The following is a 23,807-nucleotide window of genomic DNA, read 5'->3' as shown; positions in this document are numbered from 1 at the left end:
AGACTAATTAAAAAAGGGGCCTATTTCAAGAATCCCTCCCGGGCCGCGTGAAAACGAGCAGCAGAAAGCCCGCGAAAACGAGAGCCGCCGCCGAAACGTACATCCCCTCGTACCCGAAATCCCTCGCCGCCACGCCGAGCGGAAACGCAAGAAAGTTTATGCCCATGCTGTAGCTCGCGTTAAACGCCCCCATGGCCTTCCCCCTCTCGTCGGCCCGCGCGTTGTCTATGACGAGGGCGCTCAGCGTCGGATACAGGAACCCGTACCCGAAGCTGAAGAGGAACGAAATAGCGACGGCCGTAAGCGGCGAATGGACGAACGCCATCGCGGCCAGGGCGAACGACATCACGATCATCGACGGCAGGGCTATAGTCATCCTCCCGAGTCTGTCCGACACCCGCCCGCCTATCACCCTCACCGCGACGACCGTAATCGTATAGGTGAGAAAAAAGTAATAGGCGTTAAGGCCCTTCGACGTAAAATACGCCGCGACGAAGTTCAGCACCGCGCCGAGCCCCCCGGCCAGTATGACGTTCGCCGAGAGTACGGTCATATACTCCCGCGAGAGGACGAGCCTGAAAAATCCGAGGCCGAACCGGTCCCCCGAGCGCGTGAACCGCCCGTCCCTCGCGAGCAGGCTCAGCGCGAGCGACACCAGGCTGAAGAACGAGACCGAAAGGAAAAAGAGCCTGAATCCTTCGAGGTCTATGAGGAACTCGCCGAGCGACGGCCCTATGGCGTACGACGCTATCGTGAACGCGCTGAATATGCCGAGCCCCTCGGCCCTCCTCCGGGGAGGTATGTAGTCTGCGACGAACGTCCCCGCCGCCGTGAACGAAAACGCGAACGATATCCCCTGCACGAGCCTCAGCGCGTAGACCAGAGGCGATATGTCCGTGACGAAGAGATACGAGAGCGAGGTCACGAACATGAGGGCGTAGCCGATGACGAGAAAACGCCGCCGCCCGTACCTGTCCACGAGAAACGCCACGAACGGGATCGCCCCGAGCGAGGTAACGCCGAACGTCCCCATGATAAACCCTATGTCCGCCTCGGTCCCGCCGAGCTCCTTTATGTAGAGCGGGAGGAGAAAAAAGGAGGAAAAATTGCAGAAAAAAAGGAAATTCGCGAGCGTTACGAGGGCGAAGTTCTTAAAGGCCTTCGGGGAAAATCCCTTAAGCATCAGCGCCGTCCCCCGCCGGAGAGTTCGTCCCGCAAAAGCCCGTTCGAAATAATCCTTCCCGCCACGCTCGAAGCCATGGGGTAAATATCTTATCATCACCGCCTTATACCGCCAGAGCCGGGCGCGCCGAACGGACAATTGAAGTAAGGGGGAACCCGGCTTAGAATAGTCTAGGAGCGGAAGAGGAATGAACCCGGAGCATAACACGAAGAGACAGGCAAAGGTTCTCGTCATCGCAGGTCACGTGCGCTCCGGCACGACGCTCCTCAGAAACATCTGCGACAGCCATCCGCATATATCCGTCACGAACGAGCTCAAGTATTTCAAAGGCCTCGGCAATCCGTTCACCTCCCACTGCCGTGTCCTTCTCGGAAGGCTCTGGGGGAAAGCCATGACGGGCGACAGTTACAGCATACAGATAGCCAACTACAAATTCGCCTGCCGCTACCTGCTCAACCTGCTGCGATATAAACGCGGGCCGGTTATAAGCGCGCCCGCAATCGGGAAATCCCTCTCGGGCGCATTCCCCGGGGCCCGCGTCGTCGGAGACAAAACCCCCGAATACATATTCTCGCTCGACAGGTTCGCAAGCGCGGAAGGCTTTTCCTGTCTCGTCATTTTCCGCGACGCCAGGGACGTCACGAGCTCGACGCTTCAAAGGGTGCGCACCAGGTGGCGGAGCCAGGGCTGGACGGCGGATTTCGATACAGCTGAAAAGGTCGCTCTAAAATGGATGGAAAGTATCGAGATCATGGAGCGGAACAGGGAAAAAATTCATATAATCCGTTACGAGGACCTCGTAACCCGGCCCGCGCCCGAGCTCGAAAGACTGGGCCTCTGGCTGGGCGTCGACCCGGGGCTCTTTCCCGAAAGCGCGGTCTCGGAGATAACCGACGCCGGGATAGGGAAATACAGGTCCGGCCTCACGGAAGAAGAGCTCTCGGCGGTCACTGAAATCACGGGGCCGAAAATGGAATCCCTCGGATATCGCCTGTAAGAAGAGTTAGCCGGGCCTCGCCCGGAGCTCTCCGTCTCCGTGCCTGCGCGCAGCGCGTCCCGATTCACGGGCGATGCGCGCTTCAGCTTGACGGATTGTGACCGGGGCGCGGAATCAGGTATATAATCGATAGTCACACGTGGGAGAAAAGGGCCGGAATCTACGACGGCCTGGTCGGGGACATCGCATCGCCCCTGGACACGCACACACGGAGGAGAGAGACAATGCTCGGCGCACCCGACAGGCTCAAGATCGCTTTCTTGGCGGGTATATTCCCTGCACTTTCGGAAACCTTCATCCTGAACCAGATAACGGGCCTCATCGATCTCGGCCACGACGTCGACATATTCGCGCTCGAAAGGGGATTTACCGAAAAGCTCCACGGAGACATAACGAAATACGGCCTCCTCTCGCGGACTCACTACCCCGAGAGAAACCCCGGAGAGCCCCTCGGCAGCCTGAAATCGCTCGTTCTTCACTCGCCCGGCCTCCTCAAAAGGCCCTCCTCGCTGCTAAAGATTTACAGGGCGATAAAAAAGGGGATCCCCGGCCTCCCGTTCCTCTTCCACGCCGTCCCTTTCTTCAGGCAAAATTACTACGACATCATACACTGCCAGTTCGGCCCGAACGGCAACATCGGCGCCGAAATGAAGGAGCTCGGCATCACGACCGCAAAACTCGTCACAACCTTCCACGGCTACGACATACGGCTCGGCCTGAGCCGGGGCGGCGACATATACGCCCCCCTCAGGGAAAAGGGCGACCTCTTCCTCGCCATATCGAAATACAACCGGAGACAGATCGAGCATATGGGCTTCGAGCCGTCCCGAATCGTCGATCATCCGGTGGGAATAGACATCGAGCGTTTCAACTATCCCGCCTCCCCGGCCCCGCGCCCCGGCGGCGAAATAAGGATCGTAACCATAGCCCGTCTCGTCAGGGAGAAGGGTCTCGAACACGCGATAAAGGCAGTCGGCATTCTCGCGGCGAGCAGCCCCGGGCTCACGATAAAATACGAGATAATCGGAGAAGGCAAACTCCTCGAAAAGCTCAAGTCGTACGCGGCCGAAGAGGGGATTTCACACGCCGTAACCTTCTCCGGCGGAAGGGACCAGGACTACATCTCCGGCAGGCTCGCCGAATCCGACATATTCCTTCTTTCGAGCGTCGAGGAAGCGCTGAGCGTCGCGCTCATGGAGGCCCTCGCCTCCGGGCTCCCGGCCGTGGCGACAAAGGTCGGCGGCGTATCCGAGATCGTCAGTGACGGCGAATCGGGCTATCTCGTCCAGCCCGGAGACCCCGAAGCAATAGCGGAGAAGCTCGGCCTTCTGGTCAGTGACCCCGGGGCCCGGAGAAGGATGGGCATCGCCGGGAGAAAGTCCGTCGAGGAGAAATACGACATACGGAAGCTCAACGAAAAACTGGTCGGGCTCTACCGCTCGCTCCTCGCGGAAAAGGGGCCGTGAAGCCGGCAGGTTCCGCTCCCGCGCGGCCTTTTCGCATGCCGCCCTTTTTCGTGTATATTTTCTTTGACAAGCAAGTTTGACGTGATATATTTTAGCCCTTCAAAATTGAGCCGTTAGCTCAGTTGGTAGAGCAACTGCCTTTTAAGCAGTGGGTCACAGGTTCGAATCCTGTACGGCTCACGATCAACTGCACGTCCCCGTCGTCTAGCCTGGCCCAGGACATCGGCCTTTCACGCCGGTAACAGGGGTTCGAATCCCCTCGGGGACGCACAACACACGCCGCAGAGTGTAAAACCCTCTACAACAAACACGATTCCGAGCGTGCGAGGAAGTACCACATTTCCGTCATTCCCAACGGTTCCGAGCGTGCGCAAGGACCGGACGCCGCCGCCCTGAAGCGGTAGCGCTTATCCGGTACTGCTCTGGCACCGCCTTCTTCAGTATCAAGGCTTGTATCGGGAATCCAGCCTTTGCCTTTTATCCCCACTTAGAAAAAGGGGGGCAGGGGGGATTTATTCTTTCTCGAATTGTCTTTCCCAACAATTCCGACTGAGCGAGGAATCTACCACATTTTTGTCATTCAGGAATCCATTCATTTCTGTCATTCCCAGCGGTTCTGAGCAAACGTAAGAACCGGACGCCCCAACCTTGAAGCGCAAACGTTTCTCCGGTACAGCTCAGAACCCGCTCTCTTTAGTATCCAGCCTTTACCTGCCGCGGCGAAACCTGCGAGCGAAGCTGGAGGTAACAATTCCGAACGAGCGAGGAATTGGACACCCCCACTTAACTTCTAGGCGTTCATCCAGTACAGATCTTGACCGGAATCAAAGCAAAACGAGGGAGGATTTAAATCTTTGTTTTACTTTTTCCTTCCAGCCCTTCCTACTTCACCAGCTTCGAAACCGCCTTGAACTCGTCCGTCCCCGCCCTCTCCAGGAGCATGAACAGAAAAGCCTCCGTAGTGCCCACGGTGGCCCCCGCCTTCCCCATGAGCTCGAGCCCCTTCTGCCAGTCGAGGTCGTTCCTCGACACCACCGCGTCGGCGGGCACGTACACGTTATAGCCCTCGTTCACGAGGTCTACCGCCGTCTGAAGGACGCAGACATGCGTCTCCGTACCAGCCAGTATATAAGAGCTCCTTCCCAGCCCCTTCACGGCGTCCGCGAACTCCTCCGCCCTCGCACAGCTGAACACCACCTTCTCGATCGGCTTTACGCCCTCGCCGAGCGAATCCGCCACGCCCTCTACGGTCGCGCCGAGCCCCTTCGGATACTGCTCCGTCACCAGCACGGGAATCCCGAGCACCTTCGCGGACTCTATAAGCACCCTCGCGTTCCTCACCGCAACTCGCGAGTGAATGTCCGGCATCGCCGACATGAGCCTCTCCTGCATGTCTATGACGACCAGAACCGTGTCTTCTTTCTTCAAAAAATCCATGAATTCTCTCCTTCGGCGGGGTTATTTGTATCCTTCCCAATCTTACTACGGAAAAAAATTTTATAAAGCGGGGTATTGAATCAATAATCTAACTTAAATATCATTAAAAGATGGAATTACCTGAATTTACATTAGATTGATTTTGCTTTTCCTGCCAGGATTAATTTGCAAGCTAACAATCCAAATATTCACATATTTCGAGAAGAAAGGGCCATTTTACTTCGTCATACAATCCATCATTTTAGGATTCTTATGTTATCTAACAACTGATTTAATATTCATGATCTTAGAATTTATTACAGGTTCAGATTTATTTGACAATTTCTTAACCAGGCAATTGATAGATCCTAATGCTTCAATAAATGTTATTGGAATATCAATAGTTAGCTTGTTATCCGTCCCAATTGGGTTACTTATTTCGTTTGTAATTAACAGAAAATATGCACATGGATTTGCAAATTGGATGAAAATAACCAATCAATTTGGAGATTCGGATGTATGGAGTTTTAGTTTTAACGCAACTGAACCTACCGAATGGGTTATAGTTCGAGACATTAAATATGGATTAGCTTACTATAGTTGGGTAAGGGCTTATTCAGATACACATAGAGAAAATGAGTTACTGCTAAATGACGTTATAGTGTATAACAGGGGAGGAGCTTTACAAAGTTCCAGCTCTATATATTGCACGAGATAGGAATGAATTGACAATAGAATTTCCTGCACTCAGTGACGAGGCAAAGGAGACTCAACAAAATGCATAACAATAAATCTGATAGAAAGTATGTGAAGATTACTGAAGGTAAGGTTTCAAAGGGTGGTGTGAATGCGAAACCAAGCACTCCTCGACCTAATGTAACTATTACAGGACAAGGAACAACTAGGCAAACTTCACAAACAGATAAAACGCAAAACAAAAAATAGTTTTATATTAGCTTGAGATTTCTACACTAACGGTGATTTCAGCGATAACCTATCTTTCTCTGCTCTTTACAACAAATCTAAATATAAAATTGCCTAGAAGCGGCGTAACTCCGCCTCGTGCTTTGCGAACTCGGCCTGGAATCTATCGGCGAGCTCCTTCGCCCTGACGTCATATTCGGCCGGGTCGGGCCACGTCTTCCTCGGGTCGAGAAGCCCGCTGTCAATCCCCGGGCACGAAACGGGCGCGCTCAGGCCGAAAACCGGCTCCGTCCGGAACTCTCCCTTTCCGAGCTCCCCGCTGACGGCCGCCGTAACGAGCGCCCTCGTATCCTTGAGCGGCATACGTTTTCCGACGCCGTAGGGCCCGCCGGTTATTCCGGTATTCAAGAGCCACACCTCCGCCCCGCTCTCCTCCAGCCTCTCCTTCAGCATCCCCGCGTAAAAGAGCGGCGGGCGCGGCAGGAACGGCGCCCCGAAGCACGAGCTGAACGTCGTCTGCGGCTCTTCCACCCCTCTCTCGGTGCCGGCCACCTTCGCCGTATATCCCAGCGTGAAGAAGAACATGGCCTGCTCGGTCGTAAGCTTCGATATAGGGGGCAAAACGCCGAACGCATCGTAGGTAAGCATGAATATCGTCTTCGGCACCCCGCCGGTTCCCGAAGGAGCTATATTTTTTAAGAAATCGATCTGATAAGCGCTTCTCGTATTCTCCGTGTACCTGTCGCTGTCGAAATCTATCTTTCTCGTGTCGGGATCTATCTCGACGTTTTCGAGAACCGTCCCGAAATGAAGCGACGCATCGTAAATCTCGGGCTCCGTCTCCGGGCTCAGCCTTATCGCCTTGGCGTAGCACCCCCCCTCGAAGTTAAATACACCGCTCTCGTGCCAGCCGTGCTCGTCGTCCCCGATGAGCGCCCTTCCGGAGTCGGCGGACAGAGTCGTCTTCCCGGTGCCCGAGAGCCCGAAGAAAATGGCGACCTCCCCGTCCTTGCCGACGTTCGCCGAGCAGTGCATGGGGAACACCCCCTCCATCGGCAGAAGAAAATTGAGCGCCGTGAAGACGGATTTCTTCATCTCCCCCGCGTACTGCGTCCCGCCTATTATGGCAACCCGCTTTTCGAAGTTGAGCACGATAAACGTCCCAGTCCTGGTCCCGTCCGTCTCCGGGTCGGCGGTGACGCCCGGCGCGGAAATGACGGTGAACCCGACGTGCCCGTGGGGGAGATCGCCCGGCCCGGGCCTTATGAAAAGATTGTTCACGAAGACGTTGTGCCAGGCGTACTCGTTTATAACCCTCACCGGCAATCTATAGTCAGCGTCGGCGCACGCGTAAAGGTCCCTCACGAATACGTCCCTGCCCTCGAAGTAAGCGGTTATCTTGCCGTAGAGTGAATCGAAGTGCTCGCGGCTTATCGGCCTGTTGACGGCCCCCCAGAGAATATCCTCCTCGCTCCCGGGCTCCTTCACGATGAACCTGTCCTGAGGCGAGCGGCCGGTATGCGCGCCCGTATAGGCGACGAGCGTTCCGCCCTCGGCTATCATCCCCTCCCCCCGCCTTACTATCTCCTCGTACAGCTCGGGGACGGGAAGGTTGTAGTACACCTTTCCGGGATTTTTTATACCGTGAAGCTCGAAAAGCTCTTTTTCGATTATACGGCCCACAGAGCGTCCCTCCGATAACTTTCGTGATATAGCAGAAAAAGAGACTCTATCCCATGGCGCTTTTGATTTCAAGCGAAAATTACTCCGGGCCCGCGCGTGTACGGCGTCCTCCATCCGCCCCGCCCGCCCCCTCGGGGCCGCGCTCCGTGATTTGACCGGGGGTCAGAAATGTGATAGATTCTTTCGTGGGGCGCCACTTTTTCACACACATAGGAGTTTCCTGAATCATGGCATTTAAAGTAGGCAACAAAGCCGTTTATCCTGCTCATGGGGTTGTTCAGATAAGGGCGGTCGAATCCAAGGAAATTTGCGGTACCATAAGGGATTTCTATATTCTCCAGGTCGTTGACAGCGACGTCACCCTGATGGTCCCCACGGACAACGCGGCCACTGTGGGCCTCCGGCCCGTAATCACCCGCAAACAGATCATCAGGATATACGACATACTCAAAAGCAAGGAAAAGAACGGCAACCACCAGAACGGCGGCCAAAGCTGGAACAAGCGCTACCGCGAATATTCGGACAAGCTCAAAAGCGGCGACATCTTCGAAGTCGCGCTCGTCCTCCGCGACATAAGCCTCCTCCAGAAAGGCAAGGACCTCTCCTTCGGCGAAAAGCGCATAATGGACACCGCGCGCTCCCTTCTCATAAAGGAAATCTCGATAGCCAAAAACCTCGAAGAAGACTCCGTAACGAAAGAAATCGAAAACCTCCTCGCCTGACAATCCCTGAAATCCCCGAACTTAATGAATCCCCGGCTCCTCCCGGTTATACTTTTCAGATGCCGGGCACGGATTTTAATTCCCTACTCGACCTCGAAACCGCCTCGCGGCTGAGGCGCTTTTTCTTCCGCGCGCCCTCCCGCGTAAGGGGGAGAAAGGCGGGCATACACAAGAGCTACTACAGGGGCATAAGCCCCGATTTCATGGAATATAAAGAGTACAACCGGGGCGACGAGCTCCGCCAGGTCGACTGGCGGCTCTACGGGCGCCACGACAGGCTCTACGTCAGGAAGTTCGAGGACGAGGTCAACCTCGACTGGTGCGTGCTCGTCGACACGAGCGCGTCCATGGGCTACGGTGCCCAGGGCGCGACCAAGCTCGACTACGCCCGGAGGCTCGCCGCCACCCTTTCATACCTTCTCCTCAGGCAGGGCGACGCGGTCGGCGCGGGGGTTTTCTCGGGCGAGGGCGTAGACGTCGTCCCGCCCCGCGCGGGCAACCCCTCCATAGCCCCCATACTCGACATGCTGGGCTCGGCTTCCCCCGCCGGCGGGACGGCGCTCTCCGGCCCCGTCGCCAGGGCGCTCGAAGTCTACAGGAGGGACTCGGCCTTCGTCATAGTCTCCGACCTCCTGACGGACGAAGCCGACTTCCGCAAATGCCTCCAGATGCTTAACGCCGCAGGCAGGGACGCCGTCTTCTTCCACGTCCTCCACGAGGACGAAACGGAGTTCTCCTTCCGGGGCTCCTTCGAGTTCGAGGACATGGAAAGCGGCCGGAAGGTCATTGTCGACGCGGGAGAGGTCAGAAATAATTATATCCAGAGGATGAGGCAGTTCATGGACTCCCTCAGACGGACGTGTCACGAGTACGAGTCGCGCTACGTATTCGCTCCTGCTTCAAGGCCCGTCGAAGAGCCGCTCATCCTCATAGCAGACAAATAACGAGAGTGAGGTTTCTTGAATTTTTCCTTCCTTAGCCCGTATTTCCTTATAGGACTCGCCGCCCTGGCGCTTCCGGTGATAGCGCATCTCATTTCCCGCAAGAGCGGGGCGGTAAAGAAGTTCCCTGCCATAACGTTCCTCCTCGCCTCGCGCGGGGACAGCGCAGTAAGGTCCAGGCTAAAGGACTTTCTACTGCTGCTGCTCCGGGCCCTCGTCATAGCCCTCCTGGTCCTTGTATTCGCGCGGCCGGCCCTGTTTTCGTTCGCCCCGGCTGGCGTGGAAGGCCCCCGCTCCATCGCAGTCGTCGTTGACAACTCCTTCAGCATGGGCTATGGCGGCCGCTTCGACAAAGCGGTGAAAACGGCGAGGGATACGATCTCCTCCCTCCCCGACGGGAGCTTCGCCATCGTAGCGCCCCTGGTCGCAAAGCCGGGCGAAAGGCTCTCCCCGTCGAGCGACATGGCCGGTCTCAGGCAGGCCGCGGGCGATATAAAGCTCACCGCGACCTACGCCGACAACGAAAAGAGACTATCCGAGGTATACGCCGCCCTCTCCGACTCTCCGCCGGAAAAGAAAGAGGTGATATTCCTCACGGATATGCAGAAGAACGGCTGGCGCGAATCCCCGGCCCCGCGCGACTGGCTCCGCGTCGTCGATATCACCGGCGGCGAAAGCTCCCCCAACAGGGCGGTAACCTCGGCCTCCGCGGGCCGCGGCAAGGACGTGACGGCATTTGAAATCGCCGTATCCAACTTCTCCCCCGAAGAGGTCAGCGATCTCCTCGCGAGCGTCGGCCTGGACGGGCGCGAGGTGAACGCGCACCTCGACGTCGGGCCCGGTGAAAGGGCCGTAAGGGAGTTCACCCTTCCCCCGGACGGTGATGCAGCCGCGCCCGGCCTCGGCACGGCGTCTATAGAAAAGGACAGCCTCCCGATAGACGACACCCGCTACTTCGTCCTCGCGGGCGGCGAAGGCTCCGGAATACTCATAGTAGACGGCGACCCCCGCGAGGAAGCGAGGCTCAGCGAGGCTTACTATCTGGCCCGCGCCGGCGAAACCATATCCGAAATCTCCGGCGCGCAGGTATCCGTCAAGGACAACGAGGCGTTCCTGTCGGAGGACCTCTCGCCCTACGGGGTCGTCTTCCTCGCCAACGCCGGCGACATTCTCCCGTCCAACGCCGAAGCGCTAAGGGAATTCGTGACTAACGGCGGGACCCTCGTCATATTCCCCGGGGAAAGGATAAGGCCGTCTTCCTACAACGCACTTCTGAAGGGCCTTCTTCCCGGGCAGCTCCTTACGATACAGGAAGCGGGTACGTTCGTAAGCCCCGGGGGCGGCGGCGCCTTTTCCGGCGACGTCCGCGAAAGGCTCGGCAGCGTCCGTGTCGGCCGCCACTTCTCCATCTATCCCGAAGAGGGGTCGGAAACGATACTCTCCACCGCCTCGGGCGACCCTTTCCTTTTGCGGAAGGGCCTCGGCGGCGGGAGCGTCTACCTCTTCGCATCCACTGCCGACACCGGCTGGAACGACCTTCCCATATCCCCCGTCTTCCTCCCGGTCGTAAAGGAGCTCATGGATACGAGCGATAATTCCGGCGTCAGAAAGAGAAGCTACCTCGCCGGGGAGATCGCCGCCATCGACGTCCCGCCCGGCGCCGAAGGGGCGGAGGTCTCGGCCCCAGGCGGCGTGAAGACACCCCTTTCCGGCGCGGAGCCGGTCTTCTCCGCGACGGATACCCCCGGCATATACACGGTCACGCAGGGCGGAAAACCCCACTACAGCTTTTCCGTGAACATCGATCCGGCCGAGTCAGACCTTTCCAGGATAACGATAGAAAGCCCGGCCCCGGCGGAAGCCGGACGGCCCGGCTTCGTAAAGGTATTCAGCGAGCTCTGGCGGTACTTCCTCTGGGGTGCGATAGCACTCTTCATTTCCGAGGCGGCCGTAAGGGCGCTCTTTTCCTGACGCCCGCCGGCCCGGCATCCTGTCCGCCGATTTGTCCGACGTAGCCTTTTTATCGGTCGACTTGTCCACTGTAGCTTCAGCGAAGGTGGAAGCCTTGGCGGAGTCCGATATCGGGAATCCAGCTCTTATCCTTCCTTTTTTTGTCGTCATCCTGAATTTATTTCAGGATCTCGCCTTTAATCCTGTCATTTCGACCGAAGGGAGAAATCTCTCTTTTCTAATCTTTCATCTCGTACAACGATTCCGAGCGTGCGAGGAATCACCACCCTTCTGTCATTCCCAACAATTCCGAGTGAGTGAGGAATTGGATGCCGTTAATTCACGCACAAACGCTTATCCAGTACCGCTCTAGACCTGCTAATCGGGAATCCACTTCCACCAGCAATCCATCAAGAATCTTTCAAATCAAAAAGGGTTCGTGAATATTTATATTTTCGTTTTCTTTTTATCCCCACTTTGAAAATGGGGATAGATGGGATTTTCTCTTTTCTGCCATTCCCAACGATTCCGAGCGAGCGAGGAATCACCTATATTCTTGTCATTCCTGCAACGATTCCGAGCGAGCGAGGAATTGGACGCCACCACCTCACTGCACAAGCGTTTATCCGGTACCGCTCGGGACCTGCCTATCTATATCGGGAATCCAGCTTTTGTCTTTTCAACCCCCTTAGGAAAAGGGGGTGGAGGGATTATGCCTTTCCTGTTAACGCCTTAAAACGAGATTCTGAAACTAGTTTCCGTCTTCGCTGAAAGCTACGCCGGACAGGCAGAATGACGGAAAATGCAAAGTCGGTGGATAAATCATAATATTGCAAGCCGCGCTTGTCACGGCGAAGCCATGCGAAGCCGGATGTGGCGCAGCAATACAATTCAGCTTTCGAGCTTTTGCCTTTTCTGTCAAAGGGTTCTTATAGGTAGTGAACTCGAATTTGATTGAAGAGCACCCCTATATCCCTCATCCCAATCCACCATATTGCAAGCCGCCGCTTGTCGCGGCGAAGCCATGCGTAGCCGGACGCGGCGAAGCAATACCCCTCCGGGCCGTCAAAATTCGCGCACGCCACGCGTGCAGGAATTCGACGTAGCTGACTTGGAAATTCATAGCACCGCCCGGTCGTCCATATTGTTTAATCACCTGACTTGCCCCGCCGAAGACATCGAGTGGATGAGCGTTAAAAATCCGACCTACCTTACTCTTCCCTCCCCCTCCCAGGGGGAGGGTCAGGGTGGGGGTAAAGTATTTGGAGGATTTAGCGAAGGAACGATGATTTTTAGCAGAATTTTTCCCGGCCCGTGACTTTTGCTACTTTTCATCAAGGAAAAGTAGAGAACCCTTTCTCCATATCTACCAGCTACTACAGAACGTCCCCCGCAAGGCCGCCAACCCCGCAGCCTCTACCAGCTTTCGAAGTAGCAAGGCATTGCTATTATCACCAACCGCGCTTAAGGTGCTTCGAGTCTCCGAATCTGCTACCCCGAGAAACACACGTACGTGCGTGGTCAGCCAAAAGTAGAAATCCTTTCGCCTTTAATCTTTTATCCCCCACTTAGGAAAAGGCCTGTCGCAGCGAAGGTGGAACCAAAGCCTGATCGGGAATCCGGCTCGATTCACAGTCGCGGCGGTGAGCCGCGACTCCACAATTCCGTCGTTGCGAGGGAGCGCAGCGACCGCGGCAATCCCGCGGGCCACCTATCCATCTCCGCCTCCCCCTCAAACCGACAAATCTATACCATCGAGCCCGTCCGGAAGCTCCCTTCCGAGGAGGCTCAGTATAGTCGGGTATACGTCCACCGTCCTGACGAGCTCGTCCGCGAGCGGCGCGCTTATCGCGAACGGAACTATCATGTGGTCCCTGACGAGCGAGCCGTGCGAAGATCGGTGCTCGGGGTTCTCGTGGTGCGCCCTGAGGTCATAGCCGAGGTGCGCGCTCAGCACGAGGTCGCCCGCGCGCGGAGATTCCAGGAGCTGCATTATCTGGACCGCTGCGTCCGGGTACTCCGTACCGAAGCTCGCCGCAAGAGCCTCCCTCGAAGTCATGCTCTCGGGCATACCGTTATACCCGAACGGGTCCCCCGAAACCTTCCTGTAATTGACGCGCCCGTCCTCGCCTATCCACGCCTGGGACTCGCCCCTCGCACTCTTTATCTTCACCTTTCCATCCTCGTCCGTCCCGGCGACGACGTCCACCTCGGGCCTTTCGAGGAAGTCCTCGACGAGCTGCTTCATCTCGGCGAACGTCGAGCGCCTCTCCCACCCGTCCGGGCTCCTGACGTATATGTTCGCCATGGCGTTCCCCGATATGAGGCTCCCCGCGTCGGCGTTCATGAAGTGCCTGAACACGTTGGGATAGTAAAAGGCCTTGTATCCCCTGGCGTTCAGGAACCCGAGGGAATCGAAATGCGAATGGGTCTGCGTAAGTCCGTGGTCGCTTATGATGACGAACAGCGTCTCGTCGAGACGCCCCTCCGCCTTGAGACGCGAGGCGACTACATCCACCGTCTCGTCTATACGCCTGTAGGAATCGATCACGTCCCTGTGGAAGGGATGGTTCACGTGCGAGTACGTGTCGATTCCCAGAAAGACGGTAAAGATGAAATCGTGCATTGCCCCCAGCTCCTTTACGAGAAGTCTCCGTGCAAGCAGGTCCACCTCGTCCGTCCTGTCCGTGAAGTGGCTCTTCACCTTGTGATACAGCTTCGAAAAACGGGTCTTGTCGTTGGTGAGCTTCACCCCGCGCGAGAGCTCGTTGAGTATATTTCCGCTCCGCGGGAACACCTCGAATATGCTCGTATTGTCGGTCGAGGCGTCGCTGTTCATGAAGTAAGTCTCGAGGCCTATGTAGCTCCTGAAACGCCTGAACGAGAAGAGCTTCCGCCTGTCGGCGTAGATCCTCCTGTCGAGCCACCTTATCCCGGGGAAGTTGCACCTTCCCGGGTATTTCCCGAAGACGTAGGGCGTGTACGCGGGTCCCGTCGTCGATGGGAACACCGAAACCGCCTCCCTGTACGAGCCCGGCTCGACGACGTAGCGGGATATTGCGGGCAGATCGCCCGCTTTCATGAGCTCCTCGAAAACGTCGGCGCGCGCGCCGTCCGCCATCAGGAATATACAGCTCTTAAAATCCTTCATTTACTGGTTCTCCGTTTTTCCGCGGGCTCCGGCTCCGCGGCCCGCCCCGAAAAGTACCTGTTATAAATCTTCCTTATTTTGCCCGTCGTCGAGGTGTACTTTCTCCTGAGCTTTGCGCCGTCCCCGGGCTCCAGCTCAGTGGCCAGCTTTTCGAAGTCGCTCTCGTAGAGCTCGTTTATCGACCTGTCGTGAAGGAGCCGGAGGAGATTCTCCATCTTCCGGAGGAACATGAGCCCATCGGCCAGCTCCGTATAGTCGTCTTCCCCGATTATCCCCGCTTCGTGGAGCCACGCGAGCGCATCCGACGTGTTCTGCTTTCTGACCTCCGGATGCCCGCCGCCGTGCTTTAACTGGAGCATCTGCACCAAAAACTCTATGTCCACTATGCCGCCGCGCCCCGTCTTGATGTTGAGCTTCTCCCGGCTCTCGGCGGCGAGCTCCTTCTCCATCCTCTTCCGGAGCCTCTTTATCTCCTCCTCGAACCCTTCCGGGAGCGGCCTTTCGTAGACGAACTCCGTCACGAGCTTCATGACCTTGTTTCCGACCTTCATATTCCCTGCGGACGGGGAGGTTTTTACGAGTGCCTGCCTCTCCCAGACCTGTGCGCTCTCCTGCTGATATTTCCGGAACGCGTTGAACGACGTCACCAGCGCCCCGGATCGCCCCGAGGGCCTTAGCCCCATGTCCATCTTGTACGCATACCCCTCGCCCGTCGGCACGGACAGGACGGAAATCACCTTCTGCCCGAGCTTCGAGTAAAACATGTGCTCCTCTTCCTTCCCGTCGTAAATGAAGATCACGTCGAGGTCCGAGTTATACGAAAGCTCCTTCCCGCCGAGCTTCCCCATGCCCATGACGACCATCCTGTGGTTCTTCTCCGGGCGCTCCTCCTTGTCCCGGACGACTTCCCACGCGATCTCGAGCCCCGCTTCGAGTATGGCCTCGGCCGCCATCGAAAGATACTTGCCGACATAAAAGGGCCCCACCTCTCCGTTGAGGTCCCTGAGGCATATCTTGAGAGTCTCCACGTGCCTGAACCGCCGGAGGACGTCGAGCTGCGCCCCGTAGTCGTCCTCCTCGGCCAGTGACTGCCGAATCTGCGCCAGCATCTCCCCCTTTGACGAATACTCCGTCCTCACGTCCCGGAGTGTGATCACGTCCATGTACTCCGGGTGCCGTATCAGGAAGTTCGAGAGATACCCGCTCGTCGAAAAGAGCTTTACGAGGAGCTCTATTATGTCCGGGTTTTCGGCGAGGACGGAATAGAGCGAGGTCCTCCAGCCTATGCCCGAAACGAACCTTTCGAGGTTGACGATCGCGAGGTCGGGGTCGGGCGACTTCAGGACGCTCGCCAGGAACGCCGGTATCACCTTCCTCGTCGCGGCCCTCCCGCCCTGCGTAAGCCCGCCCTTCCTGACGTCGAGGAGCTTCGACAGGAGATCGGCCGCCATGCCGGGATTCCTGAACCCGAGCGCCCTCAGGTTTTCGATCGCCTCCTCCTCGTCCAGGTTCCCTTCCATGAGAAACCCGGCGGCCTTCCAGAACTCCTTCCCCACCTCCTCCGTCTTCTGCGAAGGCTCGTAAAAGAGCCCCTTGTAAACGGACGAAACCGCCGCGGTCCTCTCCTTGTAAATCCTTTCGAGCTCGTCCCTGTCCGGCACGCCCGTTCTTAACGCGAGCTTTTCGAGGTCGTCCGGCGACGACGGCAGCCTGTGCGTCTGCCTCTCGTCCGCGAGCTGTATATTGTGCTCCACCTTCCTTAAAAAGAGGTAGGAGTCCGACAGCGTCCGCCGTATCGCGGGTGTTATCAGGTTCGCGGCTTCGAGCTTTCCGAGCGCTTTCAGGGTGTTGTTTTCGCGTATGTACTTTATCTCCCCGCCGTTTACGAGCGCGAGGGCCTGGACGAAAAACTCTATCTCACGAATGCCACCCTTCCCGAGCTTGACGTCGCGCTTCTTTTCGAGCTGGTCGAGCCGGGTCTTCATGTCCTTGAGGTCCTCGATGGACGAGTAATCCAGGAACTTTTTATAGACGAACGGCTCGATGTCGCTCACGAACTTCTCGCCGAGTGAGATGTCCCCCGCGACGGGCCGCGCCTTTATCATCGCCGCCCTCTCCCACGTGTCCCCCCAGTAAAAGTAATGCTCCAACGCCCCCTCCAAGGACACGGCGATCGTGCTCTTCCCGCCCCCCGGACGGAGTCCGAGGTCCACCCTGTACAGGAAACCGTCCTCCGTCACGGCGCTGAGGGACTTCGTCACCTTCTCCGCCAGCCTGAAAAACGGGTCCGGGTCGCCGTCGTCCCTGTACATGTAGATTATGTCTATGTCCGAGCTCAGGTTAAGCTCCCGCCCGCCGAGCTTCCCCATGCCTATGACGGTAAACTCCCCCGCCCCTTCGGCCTCGGGACGATAGAACGTTATCGCCGCCTCGACGATGGCCGAGGCGAGGTCCGATAGCTCCTCCATCGTCTCGGTGAACGGTGCCCCGTCCGTTATGTCCCTGTAAACTATCCGGGCGAGCTCCCTGTACTTGTAGCGCCTGAGGGCCGATTCGAGCTGCGAGGGAGTTTCGGACGACGCGGCTATACCGCCCGCCTCTTCCATAAAGGCTGCGGGGGTCTTTCCGTCTGAAGCCGCCCCGCTGGATTCTATGTATTCGAGTATTCCCGGATCCTTGACCGCGGCGCGGCCGAGGAAATAGCTGTACCCCGCCAGGAGCTCCAGTATCTTCTTCCGTGCGGGGGAAATCTTCTTGTGACTCTCTTTATAGTGCTCTAAAACGGTCCGGGCGTAGCCTGGGTCCGGCAAGGGTTTATTCAACGTTGATTTTCCTGCTTCGTGATCCTCTCTTCTGTCCGGTCCCGGTCTTCCTCCGCTCTTTCGCCTCCTTCCCGGCCTTCTTCATGAGATCGATGCCGGTGTTAACGGCCTTTAGAGGCAGCTCGCAGAGGAACTTCCTCCCCTCCTCGTTTTCGAGGAGATGCTTCACGCCCTTTATGACGAACCCGGTCCCGGCCACTATCTCCGTGGCCCCGGCGAGGAAATGCTCCCCCGCCTTCCCGAGGTCCTTCAGGTCGGGCCCCGTCTCGGCCTTCTTCTCCGCTCTCCCCGTTCTCGTACGCTTTCTTTCAGGCATTTCGAACCCCTTCCTATTATTATAAATCGGGATGAGCCCTCTTAAAACCCCGGGCGGAGATTATACCGTGATATATTCCATTTTCCCTTGTCAGGCAATCCAGTTAACATCAACTATAATTCACGAATTAGCCAAACTATGATATCCTAGCAAAATCATAATTAATCATAGGTCCATTTATGAATACAGAACCAAGCAAACAGTGCAGAACCATCATTTTAGAAGACAGACCCTCCGATTCCGATGCATTTGGTCCTCATGAACGCATAGCGGATGCAATAGAACATCTAGTAGCATCGGAAAAAGGCGGCAAAGCTATAGCATTGATAGGGTCATTGGGAAGCGGAAAATCTACTGTAATTGAACTGCTAAAATCTAAACTACAAGACAATCAAATATTATTTGTTTTCAATGCATGGTCTCATCAAGGTGATCCGCTACGGAGATCATTCTTAGAGAACTTGATCCAATATTTACTAAAAGAAAATTGGTTACAAAATAATGAATACTGGAAAGAAGAAAAAGAAAAGATTGCACGACGAAGAGAGGACTCCACTACGACCTCCAGTCCTCAGCTAACAAAATGGGGAAAAGCAATTTCTATATCGATTTTATTGCTTCCTTTGAGTTACAAATTTATTGATTTATTCCTAGATAACCTATCGCATTTAAATACCTTGTATATAGCCTTCGGTGGCATTGGCGTAGCACTTCTCTTACTCCCACTAATCATTGCCGTTCTCGCGTATTATTTTTCACCTCGTGATGATGAGCATAGCATAGTAAGTTTATTTATAAATAAGAGCGTCCAGAGAAATAGATCTATTACAATCCGTACTCCTGATCCAACATCTATCGAGTTCCAAAATATTTTTTACAAGATCCTCGATGAGTCGATTAACGACAAAGAACGTAAATTGATAGTGGTGATAGACAATCTGGATAGAGCCGATACTCAAGAAATGCTGCTTATATGGTCAACGATGAGAACATTTTTTGAGTTTGAAAATAACAATATTAATCCAAGATGGATTAAACATCTATGGCTTCTTGCACCATTTGATTCAGAAGCACTAAGAAGATTATGGAAAGTAGGAATATCTGAATATAAGGACTCGGAAGTGAAGCTAGAGCAAGAATTATCAGAATCTTTCATAGACAAAACCTTCCAAATAAAATTTCTAGTCCCACCCCCAATAATGTCTGATTGGAAGAATTACTTTATCAAAAAGATAAGTTGTGCATTACCAGATCATACTTATGATGACTACTTAGAAATATATCATTTGTACAGGAGCTTAAAGAAAAAAGACGCAGCTCCAACACCAAGGGAAATAATCCTTTTTATAAATCAGATAGGAGCTTTTCATAGACAGTGGAGTGATACAATACCTCTCAAATACCAAGCGCTCTATGTTATATATAAAAAAGAATTACACACTTCTAAAAAGGCTCTTATTAATCCTGACGACAAAAATATTCAACTCATTAACCGTACTGTAAGTTCCGATTTCCCCCGACATTTGGCAGCCTTGCACTACAATATTGAGCCTCAAAAAGCGCTCCAAACACTAATGGAAGAAGATGTAGTAAATGCCTTAAAAAATAACGATGTAGAATCTCTTAAAGAATATAATGCCGTTTCTGGATTCGTAGATGTATGCGATAACATAATTGAAGATAGGTTAGAAGATTGGTTAGAATCAGATCCGAATACGATTGCAAATTCTGCGAATGTATTTGAGGTATTAGACTCTGAAACTGAGAAGGATTTCGCAAGAATCTGGAATCGATTAGGTCGAGCCGTTAATAGAGTGAACTCATGGAATGGCACAGACGAATCCTTAGGCAAAGGTTTGGTTGCAATCTTAAATCATTGTCAGGAAGATAAATATAAGAATCTACCTCTTCACGTAATTGAAACTATTTCTAATACCGACCCAATAGAACCATCTGAAAACAGTGAGGATGAAGAAAGAGATATCGACAGTAAAGTAGTGAAAGATTGGATTAGTGGAGCTCTCACTCTTCTCACGTATTACAGATCAGCCAATCTTGATGAAGAGATTGACAAATTTAGGGTTCCTGGAGGAGCTCAATTTTATGTTGAGATACTATCTGAGCTCTCAAAGAATCCGGCCCCACTCGATTTCACAGATTACTTCAAACCTAAATCAGATCCTCAAGATGTTATCGATAGGCTAGCAGCTATTTCTGAAGACCCTGGCTTCTCAGAACTTCATGCCAATTGTGTAGATACAATGACTAGAATCGACTTTGACTGGGCGTGGACCAATCTTATCAAAGCTTTGAAAATTAACCTAGAAAATGCCGGTAATCTGAATCCAATCGAAATCCGGGCTTGTGTCCAATCCCTTTCTATCCTTGCCTACAAAAAAGACCTTGCTGAGGCTAAAGAGGTACTAAAACAGCTTTCCGAGAATGGTCAACTTTTCCATATTTTAAACCATGTAATCTCTAAAAAAGATTATGCCGCTGCAGCTGCTTGCATATTACCAATAATGGAATTCAACCCAGGGGCTTCCGTTAGTATCGAAGTAGGTCATTCCACAGATGGTATTAACAAATTTCAAGGTATATGCAATGATCCCGACGGCAACCACCAAATAATCGACAAATTATATAGTTTAGTTCGTTCTTTAAATCGAACGCAAGATCTAATAAATCTAGGGGACACCGAATCTCCTATTAAACCACTAGTAAGGAGTATTCTGGAAAAAATTGCATTATCAGAGGATGTGGACCAGCACATTACTCCAGATATGATTATTGATAATTTTGACACATTAGACACACGATTAAGCGAAGATGCCTTATCCAATCTGATAAAAGTATCCACTACAAAAGTAAATCTGCTTGCCAAATTAACCGATGAAGATTTTGATAAAGACCTAGCTGGTCTCTATTTGGTTTCTTACCAAGAGACAAAAGAGCAAAATCGAGGAACATATCTGGATTTCTTAATTGCAGGTCTTCGATCAATAGACACACAAACTTGGAATTCTGAATTATCAGATCCAAGCTATCGATGGGATTTACTACAAGCACTAATAGAGGATGGCATTTCTCTACATTTAAACGATAGATTTTATAATGCTCTTCTTAACAACGTAGACATATTATGTGGTGATGAATTTAAATTAAGCAGTTCCCAACTACTAGAGACATTAGATAGTGCATCGCAAGAAACTTTTATGCGTAATTTAAGAGACAAAATACTACATCTGGCAACGACCGATAGTAGTATTGCACCATATATAAGTTTTTGGGGAGATGAATTGATTACCAAAGGATTTCTCGGAGAAAAAGCTGATGATGTTTGTAGGCACCTGTTAACCAGATGCTTATCAAGTAACGATATCAATGAGATCAAGTGGGCTAACAAAGCACTGACAACTAATAAAAAACTATTTGAAGACGCACAGAGTGCATCTAAAACTAGATTTAAGGAAAATACAAAAGATTTATTAAAAGATTCTGCAGTGGAAGATAGTATCAGAGAGGAATTAATTCAAATTGCAGAAAATATTGGGGTAGATATAGCTCAAATACAACACTCAACAGACGAAGAGAAGGGATCAGAAGAAGAAGAAGAAGAAGAAGAAGAAGAAGAAAACGAGGAAGTGGATTCCGAAAACGAATCGGATACTTAGCTAAAATTATACGGGTCCACGTCCGCCGACACCCTCACCTGCCCCGCGATCTTCCCCATCCCCGCCACGAGCCGCTTCACGAGCCCCCGGAGAGCCTTCACGTCCCCGGACTTAAGCAGCATCTGCCGGCGATAACGGTTCTTTATGCGGCTCAGTGGGCACGGCGACGGCCCCAGTATCTCGACGGCCCCCGGCGCGAGCTTCCCGGCCAGCCTCCTCGCCGCCTCGCCCGCCTTCCTCGCGACGTCTGTAACCTCGTCCTCGCGCATCCCCGTGAACCTCACGTTCACGAGCCTCGCGAACGGCGGGTATCCGAGCTCTTCACGCAGTTTCAGCTCCTGTTCGAGGAAACCCTTCGAGTCCTGCCGCGCGGCGAACGTTATGCTCGGATGGTCCGGGTTATACGTCTGCACTATGGCCCGCCCCTCGCCGTCCCCCCTCCCGGCCCGGCCGGCCACCTGCGTCACGAGCTGAAAGGTCCTTTCACCGGAGCGAAAGTCCGGTATGCCTAGTGATATGTCCGCCGAGATAACCCCCACGAGCGTCACCCCCGGAAGATCATGCCCCTTGGCGACCATCTGCGTCCCGACGAGGACGTCTATCTCCCCCCGTTCGAGCCTCCGGTAAAGGTCCAATAGCCGCGTCTTCCCGGCGACGGCGTCCCTGTCCATCCTCGCTATCTTCGCTTCCGGGATAAGCTCCCTAAGCTCGTCCTCCACCCTCTGCGTCCCTATCCCGAGCCCCCTCATCGGCTCCCCGCATACCGCGCACGCCTCGTGCGGCTCCTCGACGAGCCCGCACAGGTGACACATTATCACATCCCCCCGCGCGTGGTACGTGAGCGACACGCTGCAGTTCGGACACTTCAAGATTTCCCCGCACACCTTGCATATCAGGATCGACGAATACCCGCGCCTGTTCAGGAATAGTATCGTCTCCCTGTCCTTCCAGAAATTATCGACGACGGCTTCCCGCAGCTTCCGTGAAAGTATCGCGCCGCCCTCCTCCTTCATGTCCACGATAGTCACGGCAGGGAGAGAGCGGTCGCTCACACGCAGCGGCAGTTGCAGGTACGTAAACCTGTGCCTCTTCGCGTTGTAGTACGACTCCACCGACGGCGTCGCCGAGCCGAGCACTACCACGGAGTCGGTCATCCGCCCGAGGACGAGCGCGAGGTCCCGCGCATTATACGCCGGGGCCTCGTCCTGCTTGTACGACGTCTCGTGCTCCTCGTCCACGATTATCATCCCGAGGTCCGGAAACGGCGCGAAGATCGCCGACCGCGCGCCTATGACGATGCCGACGTCCCCCCTCGCCGCCCTCCGCCACGCGTCGAACCTCTCCCCGTCCGAAAGCGCGCTGTGTATGACGGCAACGGCGTCCCCGAACCTGGCCCTGAACCTCTTCACGAGCAGCGGCGTAAGCGATATCTCCGGCACGAGGACGATAACCCCCTTCCCCTTTTCGAGGACCCCGGCGATCGCGCGGAGATAAACCTCCGTCTTTCCGCTCCCCGTCACCCCGTGAAGGAGGAACGGCGCGAACTTCCCCTTGGCGACGGCCTCCGATATCTTCCGGCAGGCGATCTCCTGGTCGACCGTCAATTCGGGAGGGACGTCCCGCTTGATTTCGAGCCCCGCGAACGGGTCCCTCGAAACCTCCTCGTGATCGACCGTAACGTACCCCTCCTCCGCGAGCCACGAAACGTGCGCGGACGGGTTTCCGAACACCTCCTTCAGCTCGTCTAGCGGCACCCTCCCGTGCGCGGTGATAAAGGAGAGTATCTCCGCCTTCGCGCGCTTCCGGGCGAGCGCCGGGTCGTCCGCGCTCACCCCTTCCGCGGCCGATATCACCTTCTCCGTCTTTATCTTCGGGTCCGATTCCAGCTCGTACCCGAACTCGACGAGCCCCCTGCGTTTTAGCGAGTTGAGCAGCTCTGCCGATGTGTTGTCCACGACGGACAGGAGCCTCCGCGACGTTATCTCCCCCGCGCCCATTATCGCCCTGACGACCGTAAGCTCGTGGGCCGTGAGCCGCCCCTCGCCCGACGCCGCCCTTTCGCCCGCCGGTGTCAGCCTCAGCGTGCTTTTCAGGCGCACGCCCAGCCCCCCCGGGTGCGCCGCCTTCAGCATCATCCCGAGCGGGACCAGGTAATAATCCGCCGCCCACCTGAGAAACCCGAGCCTCCTCTCGTCGAAAAGCGGCTCGTCGTCTATTATGTCGATCACGTCCTTCAGCTTGATGTCCGGCGGCGGCTCCCCGAACCCGACTATAAACCCTATAGTCCTCCGGTTGTGGAACGGGACGAGCACGCGCTTTCCGACCTCCGCCCCCTCCGCGAGGGCCGCCGGCAGGCTGTAGCTGTAATATTCGTCCCTCGGTATCGGGACGGCGACCTGTACAGTTTCTTTCATCGTATTCCCGTGAGTCTAATGGTTTTCCCGGACGGGCGCAATAAGCCCGGGCCCCGGGCGCTTTCACCTCTTGCACCCCCCTCCCGCCCGCCGCCGTCCGGGCCCCCGGAATCGCCGGAACAGCGCCCCGCGGACACAGCATATTTCT

General features: G+C 54.8%; 15 protein-coding genes and 2 tRNA genes. 10 read left to right on the top strand and 7 right to left on the bottom strand.

The window, feature by feature from the left end:
- Positions 1–25: 25 nt before the first annotated feature.
- Positions 26–1,183, bottom strand: a complete 1,158-nt coding sequence (locus PKC29_04590) for an MFS transporter (GenBank protein ID HML94690.1) — start codon at positions 1,181–1,183, stop codon at positions 26–28.
- 187 nt (positions 1,184–1,370) lie between these two features.
- Here PKC29_04590 and PKC29_04585 point away from each other — a divergent pair, with 187 nt between their 5' ends.
- The 4 genes from PKC29_04585 to PKC29_04570 all read left to right on the top strand — a co-directional run bounded on the left by PKC29_04585 (position 1,371) and on the right by PKC29_04570 (position 3,914).
- Complete coding sequence (locus tag PKC29_04585; protein ID HML94689.1) at positions 1,371–2,180, top strand: sulfotransferase; 810 nt, start codon at positions 1,371–1,373, stop codon at positions 2,178–2,180.
- Between the two features lie 224 nt (positions 2,181–2,404).
- On the top strand, positions 2,405–3,646 hold the full coding sequence (locus tag PKC29_04580) for a glycosyltransferase (protein ID HML94688.1): 1,242 nt from the start codon (positions 2,405–2,407) through the stop codon (positions 3,644–3,646).
- Positions 3,647–3,753: 107 nt separating this feature from the next.
- Positions 3,754–3,826, top strand: a tRNA-Lys gene (locus PKC29_04575).
- A 13-nt stretch (positions 3,827–3,839) separates the two neighbouring features.
- Positions 3,840–3,914: transfer RNA gene (locus PKC29_04570), tRNA-Glu, on the top strand.
- A 614-nt stretch (positions 3,915–4,528) separates the two neighbouring features.
- Here the strand turns inward: PKC29_04570 and PKC29_04565 are convergent.
- Positions 4,529–5,083: an isochorismatase family protein gene (locus tag PKC29_04565; GenBank protein ID HML94687.1), complete on the bottom strand. Its 555-nt coding sequence runs from the start codon at positions 5,081–5,083 to the stop codon at positions 4,529–4,531.
- 280 nt (positions 5,084–5,363) lie between these two features.
- Here PKC29_04565 and PKC29_04560 point away from each other — a divergent pair, with 280 nt between their 5' ends.
- Both PKC29_04560 and PKC29_04555 read left to right on the top strand, forming a co-directional pair.
- Positions 5,364–5,780: a hypothetical protein gene (locus PKC29_04560; GenBank protein ID HML94686.1), complete on the top strand. Its 417-nt coding sequence runs from the start codon at positions 5,364–5,366 to the stop codon at positions 5,778–5,780.
- A 59-nt stretch (positions 5,781–5,839) separates the two neighbouring features.
- Positions 5,840–6,007, top strand: coding sequence for a hypothetical protein (locus tag PKC29_04555; GenBank protein ID HML94685.1), 168 nt, complete (start codon positions 5,840–5,842; stop codon positions 6,005–6,007).
- A 93-nt stretch (positions 6,008–6,100) separates the two neighbouring features.
- On the opposite strand, the gene pckA is transcribed toward PKC29_04555, so the two are convergent.
- Positions 6,101–7,669 (bottom strand): phosphoenolpyruvate carboxykinase (ATP), encoded by a 1,569-nt coding sequence (pckA, locus tag PKC29_04550; protein HML94684.1) that lies wholly within the window; start codon positions 7,667–7,669, stop codon positions 6,101–6,103.
- A gap of 227 nt (positions 7,670–7,896) precedes the next feature.
- Between pckA and PKC29_04545 the strand changes: the two genes are divergently transcribed.
- The 3 genes from PKC29_04545 to PKC29_04535 are packed head-to-tail and all read left to right on the top strand — an operon-like array spanning position 7,897 to position 11,303.
- Positions 7,897–8,391 carry a CarD family transcriptional regulator gene (locus PKC29_04545; GenBank protein HML94683.1) on the top strand — a complete coding sequence of 165 codons (495 nt, stop codon included), beginning with the start codon at positions 7,897–7,899 and terminating at the stop codon, positions 8,389–8,391.
- A 59-nt stretch (positions 8,392–8,450) separates the two neighbouring features.
- Positions 8,451–9,335, top strand: coding sequence for a DUF58 domain-containing protein (locus PKC29_04540; GenBank protein ID HML94682.1), 885 nt, complete (start codon positions 8,451–8,453; stop codon positions 9,333–9,335).
- A gap of 15 nt (positions 9,336–9,350) precedes the next feature.
- Positions 9,351–11,303 carry a BatA domain-containing protein gene (locus PKC29_04535; protein HML94681.1) on the top strand — a complete coding sequence of 651 codons (1,953 nt, stop codon included), beginning with the start codon at positions 9,351–9,353 and terminating at the stop codon, positions 11,301–11,303.
- A 1,711-nt stretch (positions 11,304–13,014) separates the two neighbouring features.
- Here the strand turns inward: PKC29_04535 and PKC29_04530 are convergent.
- The 3 genes from PKC29_04530 to PKC29_04520 are packed head-to-tail and all read right to left on the bottom strand — an operon-like array spanning position 13,015 to position 17,571.
- On the bottom strand, positions 13,015–14,433 hold the full coding sequence (locus PKC29_04530) for an alkaline phosphatase family protein (protein ID HML94680.1): 1,419 nt from the start codon (positions 14,431–14,433) through the stop codon (positions 13,015–13,017).
- On the bottom strand, positions 14,430–17,255 hold the full coding sequence (gene glnE, locus PKC29_04525) for a bifunctional [glutamate--ammonia ligase]-adenylyl-L-tyrosine phosphorylase/[glutamate--ammonia-ligase] adenylyltransferase (protein ID HML94679.1): 2,826 nt from the start codon (positions 17,253–17,255) through the stop codon (positions 14,430–14,432). The genes PKC29_04530 and glnE overlap by 4 nt, the downstream gene beginning before the upstream one ends.
- Complete coding sequence (locus tag PKC29_04520; GenBank protein HML94678.1) at positions 17,248–17,571, bottom strand: hypothetical protein; 324 nt, start codon at positions 17,569–17,571, stop codon at positions 17,248–17,250. The genes glnE and PKC29_04520 overlap by 8 nt, the downstream gene beginning before the upstream one ends.
- A gap of 179 nt (positions 17,572–17,750) precedes the next feature.
- On the opposite strand from PKC29_04520, the gene PKC29_04515 reads away from it, so the two are divergent.
- Positions 17,751–21,245: a P-loop NTPase fold protein gene (locus PKC29_04515; GenBank protein ID HML94677.1), complete on the top strand. Its 3,495-nt coding sequence runs from the start codon at positions 17,751–17,753 to the stop codon at positions 21,243–21,245.
- Here the strand turns inward: PKC29_04515 and priA are convergent.
- Positions 21,242–23,659 (bottom strand): primosomal protein N', encoded by a 2,418-nt coding sequence (priA, locus tag PKC29_04510; GenBank protein HML94676.1) that lies wholly within the window; start codon positions 23,657–23,659, stop codon positions 21,242–21,244. The genes PKC29_04515 and priA overlap by 4 nt on opposite strands.
- Between the last annotated feature and the right edge of the window lie 148 nt (positions 23,660–23,807).

Source organism: Thermodesulfobacteriota bacterium, assembly GCA_035325995.1.
Lineage (GTDB): Bacteria > Desulfobacterota_D > UBA1144 > Nemesobacterales > UBA2774 > JADLGH01.
Note: the sequence above shows the minus strand (reverse complement) of the source record. Positions and strands in the feature narration are given on the sequence as shown.

What these genes read in the sequence shown, in the direction of transcription:
- PKC29_04590 (HML94690.1), bottom strand. Translation starts at nt 1,183, where the DNA reads ATGCTTAAGGGATTTTCCCCGAAGGCCTTTAAGAACTTCGCCCTCGTA.
- PKC29_04585 (HML94689.1), top strand. Translation starts at nt 1,371, where the DNA reads ATGAACCCGGAGCATAACACGAAGAGACAGGCAAAGGTTCTCGTCATC.
- PKC29_04580 (HML94688.1), top strand. Translation starts at nt 2,405, where the DNA reads ATGCTCGGCGCACCCGACAGGCTCAAGATCGCTTTCTTGGCGGGTATA.
- PKC29_04565 (HML94687.1), bottom strand. Translation starts at nt 5,083, where the DNA reads ATGGATTTTTTGAAGAAAGAAGACACGGTTCTGGTCGTCATAGACATG.
- PKC29_04560 (HML94686.1), top strand. Translation starts at nt 5,364, where the DNA reads ATGATCTTAGAATTTATTACAGGTTCAGATTTATTTGACAATTTCTTA.
- PKC29_04555 (HML94685.1), top strand. Translation starts at nt 5,840, where the DNA reads ATGCATAACAATAAATCTGATAGAAAGTATGTGAAGATTACTGAAGGT.
- PKC29_04545 (HML94683.1), top strand. Translation starts at nt 7,897, where the DNA reads ATGGCATTTAAAGTAGGCAACAAAGCCGTTTATCCTGCTCATGGGGTT.
- PKC29_04540 (HML94682.1), top strand. Translation starts at nt 8,451, where the DNA reads ATGCCGGGCACGGATTTTAATTCCCTACTCGACCTCGAAACCGCCTCG.
- PKC29_04530 (HML94680.1), bottom strand. Translation starts at nt 14,433, where the DNA reads ATGAAGGATTTTAAGAGCTGTATATTCCTGATGGCGGACGGCGCGCGC.
- PKC29_04520 (HML94678.1), bottom strand. Translation starts at nt 17,571, where the DNA reads ATGCCTGAAAGAAAGCGTACGAGAACGGGGAGAGCGGAGAAGAAGGCC.
- PKC29_04515 (HML94677.1), top strand. Translation starts at nt 17,751, where the DNA reads ATGAATACAGAACCAAGCAAACAGTGCAGAACCATCATTTTAGAAGAC.
- priA (HML94676.1), bottom strand. Translation starts at nt 23,659, where the DNA reads ATGAAAGAAACTGTACAGGTCGCCGTCCCGATACCGAGGGACGAATAT.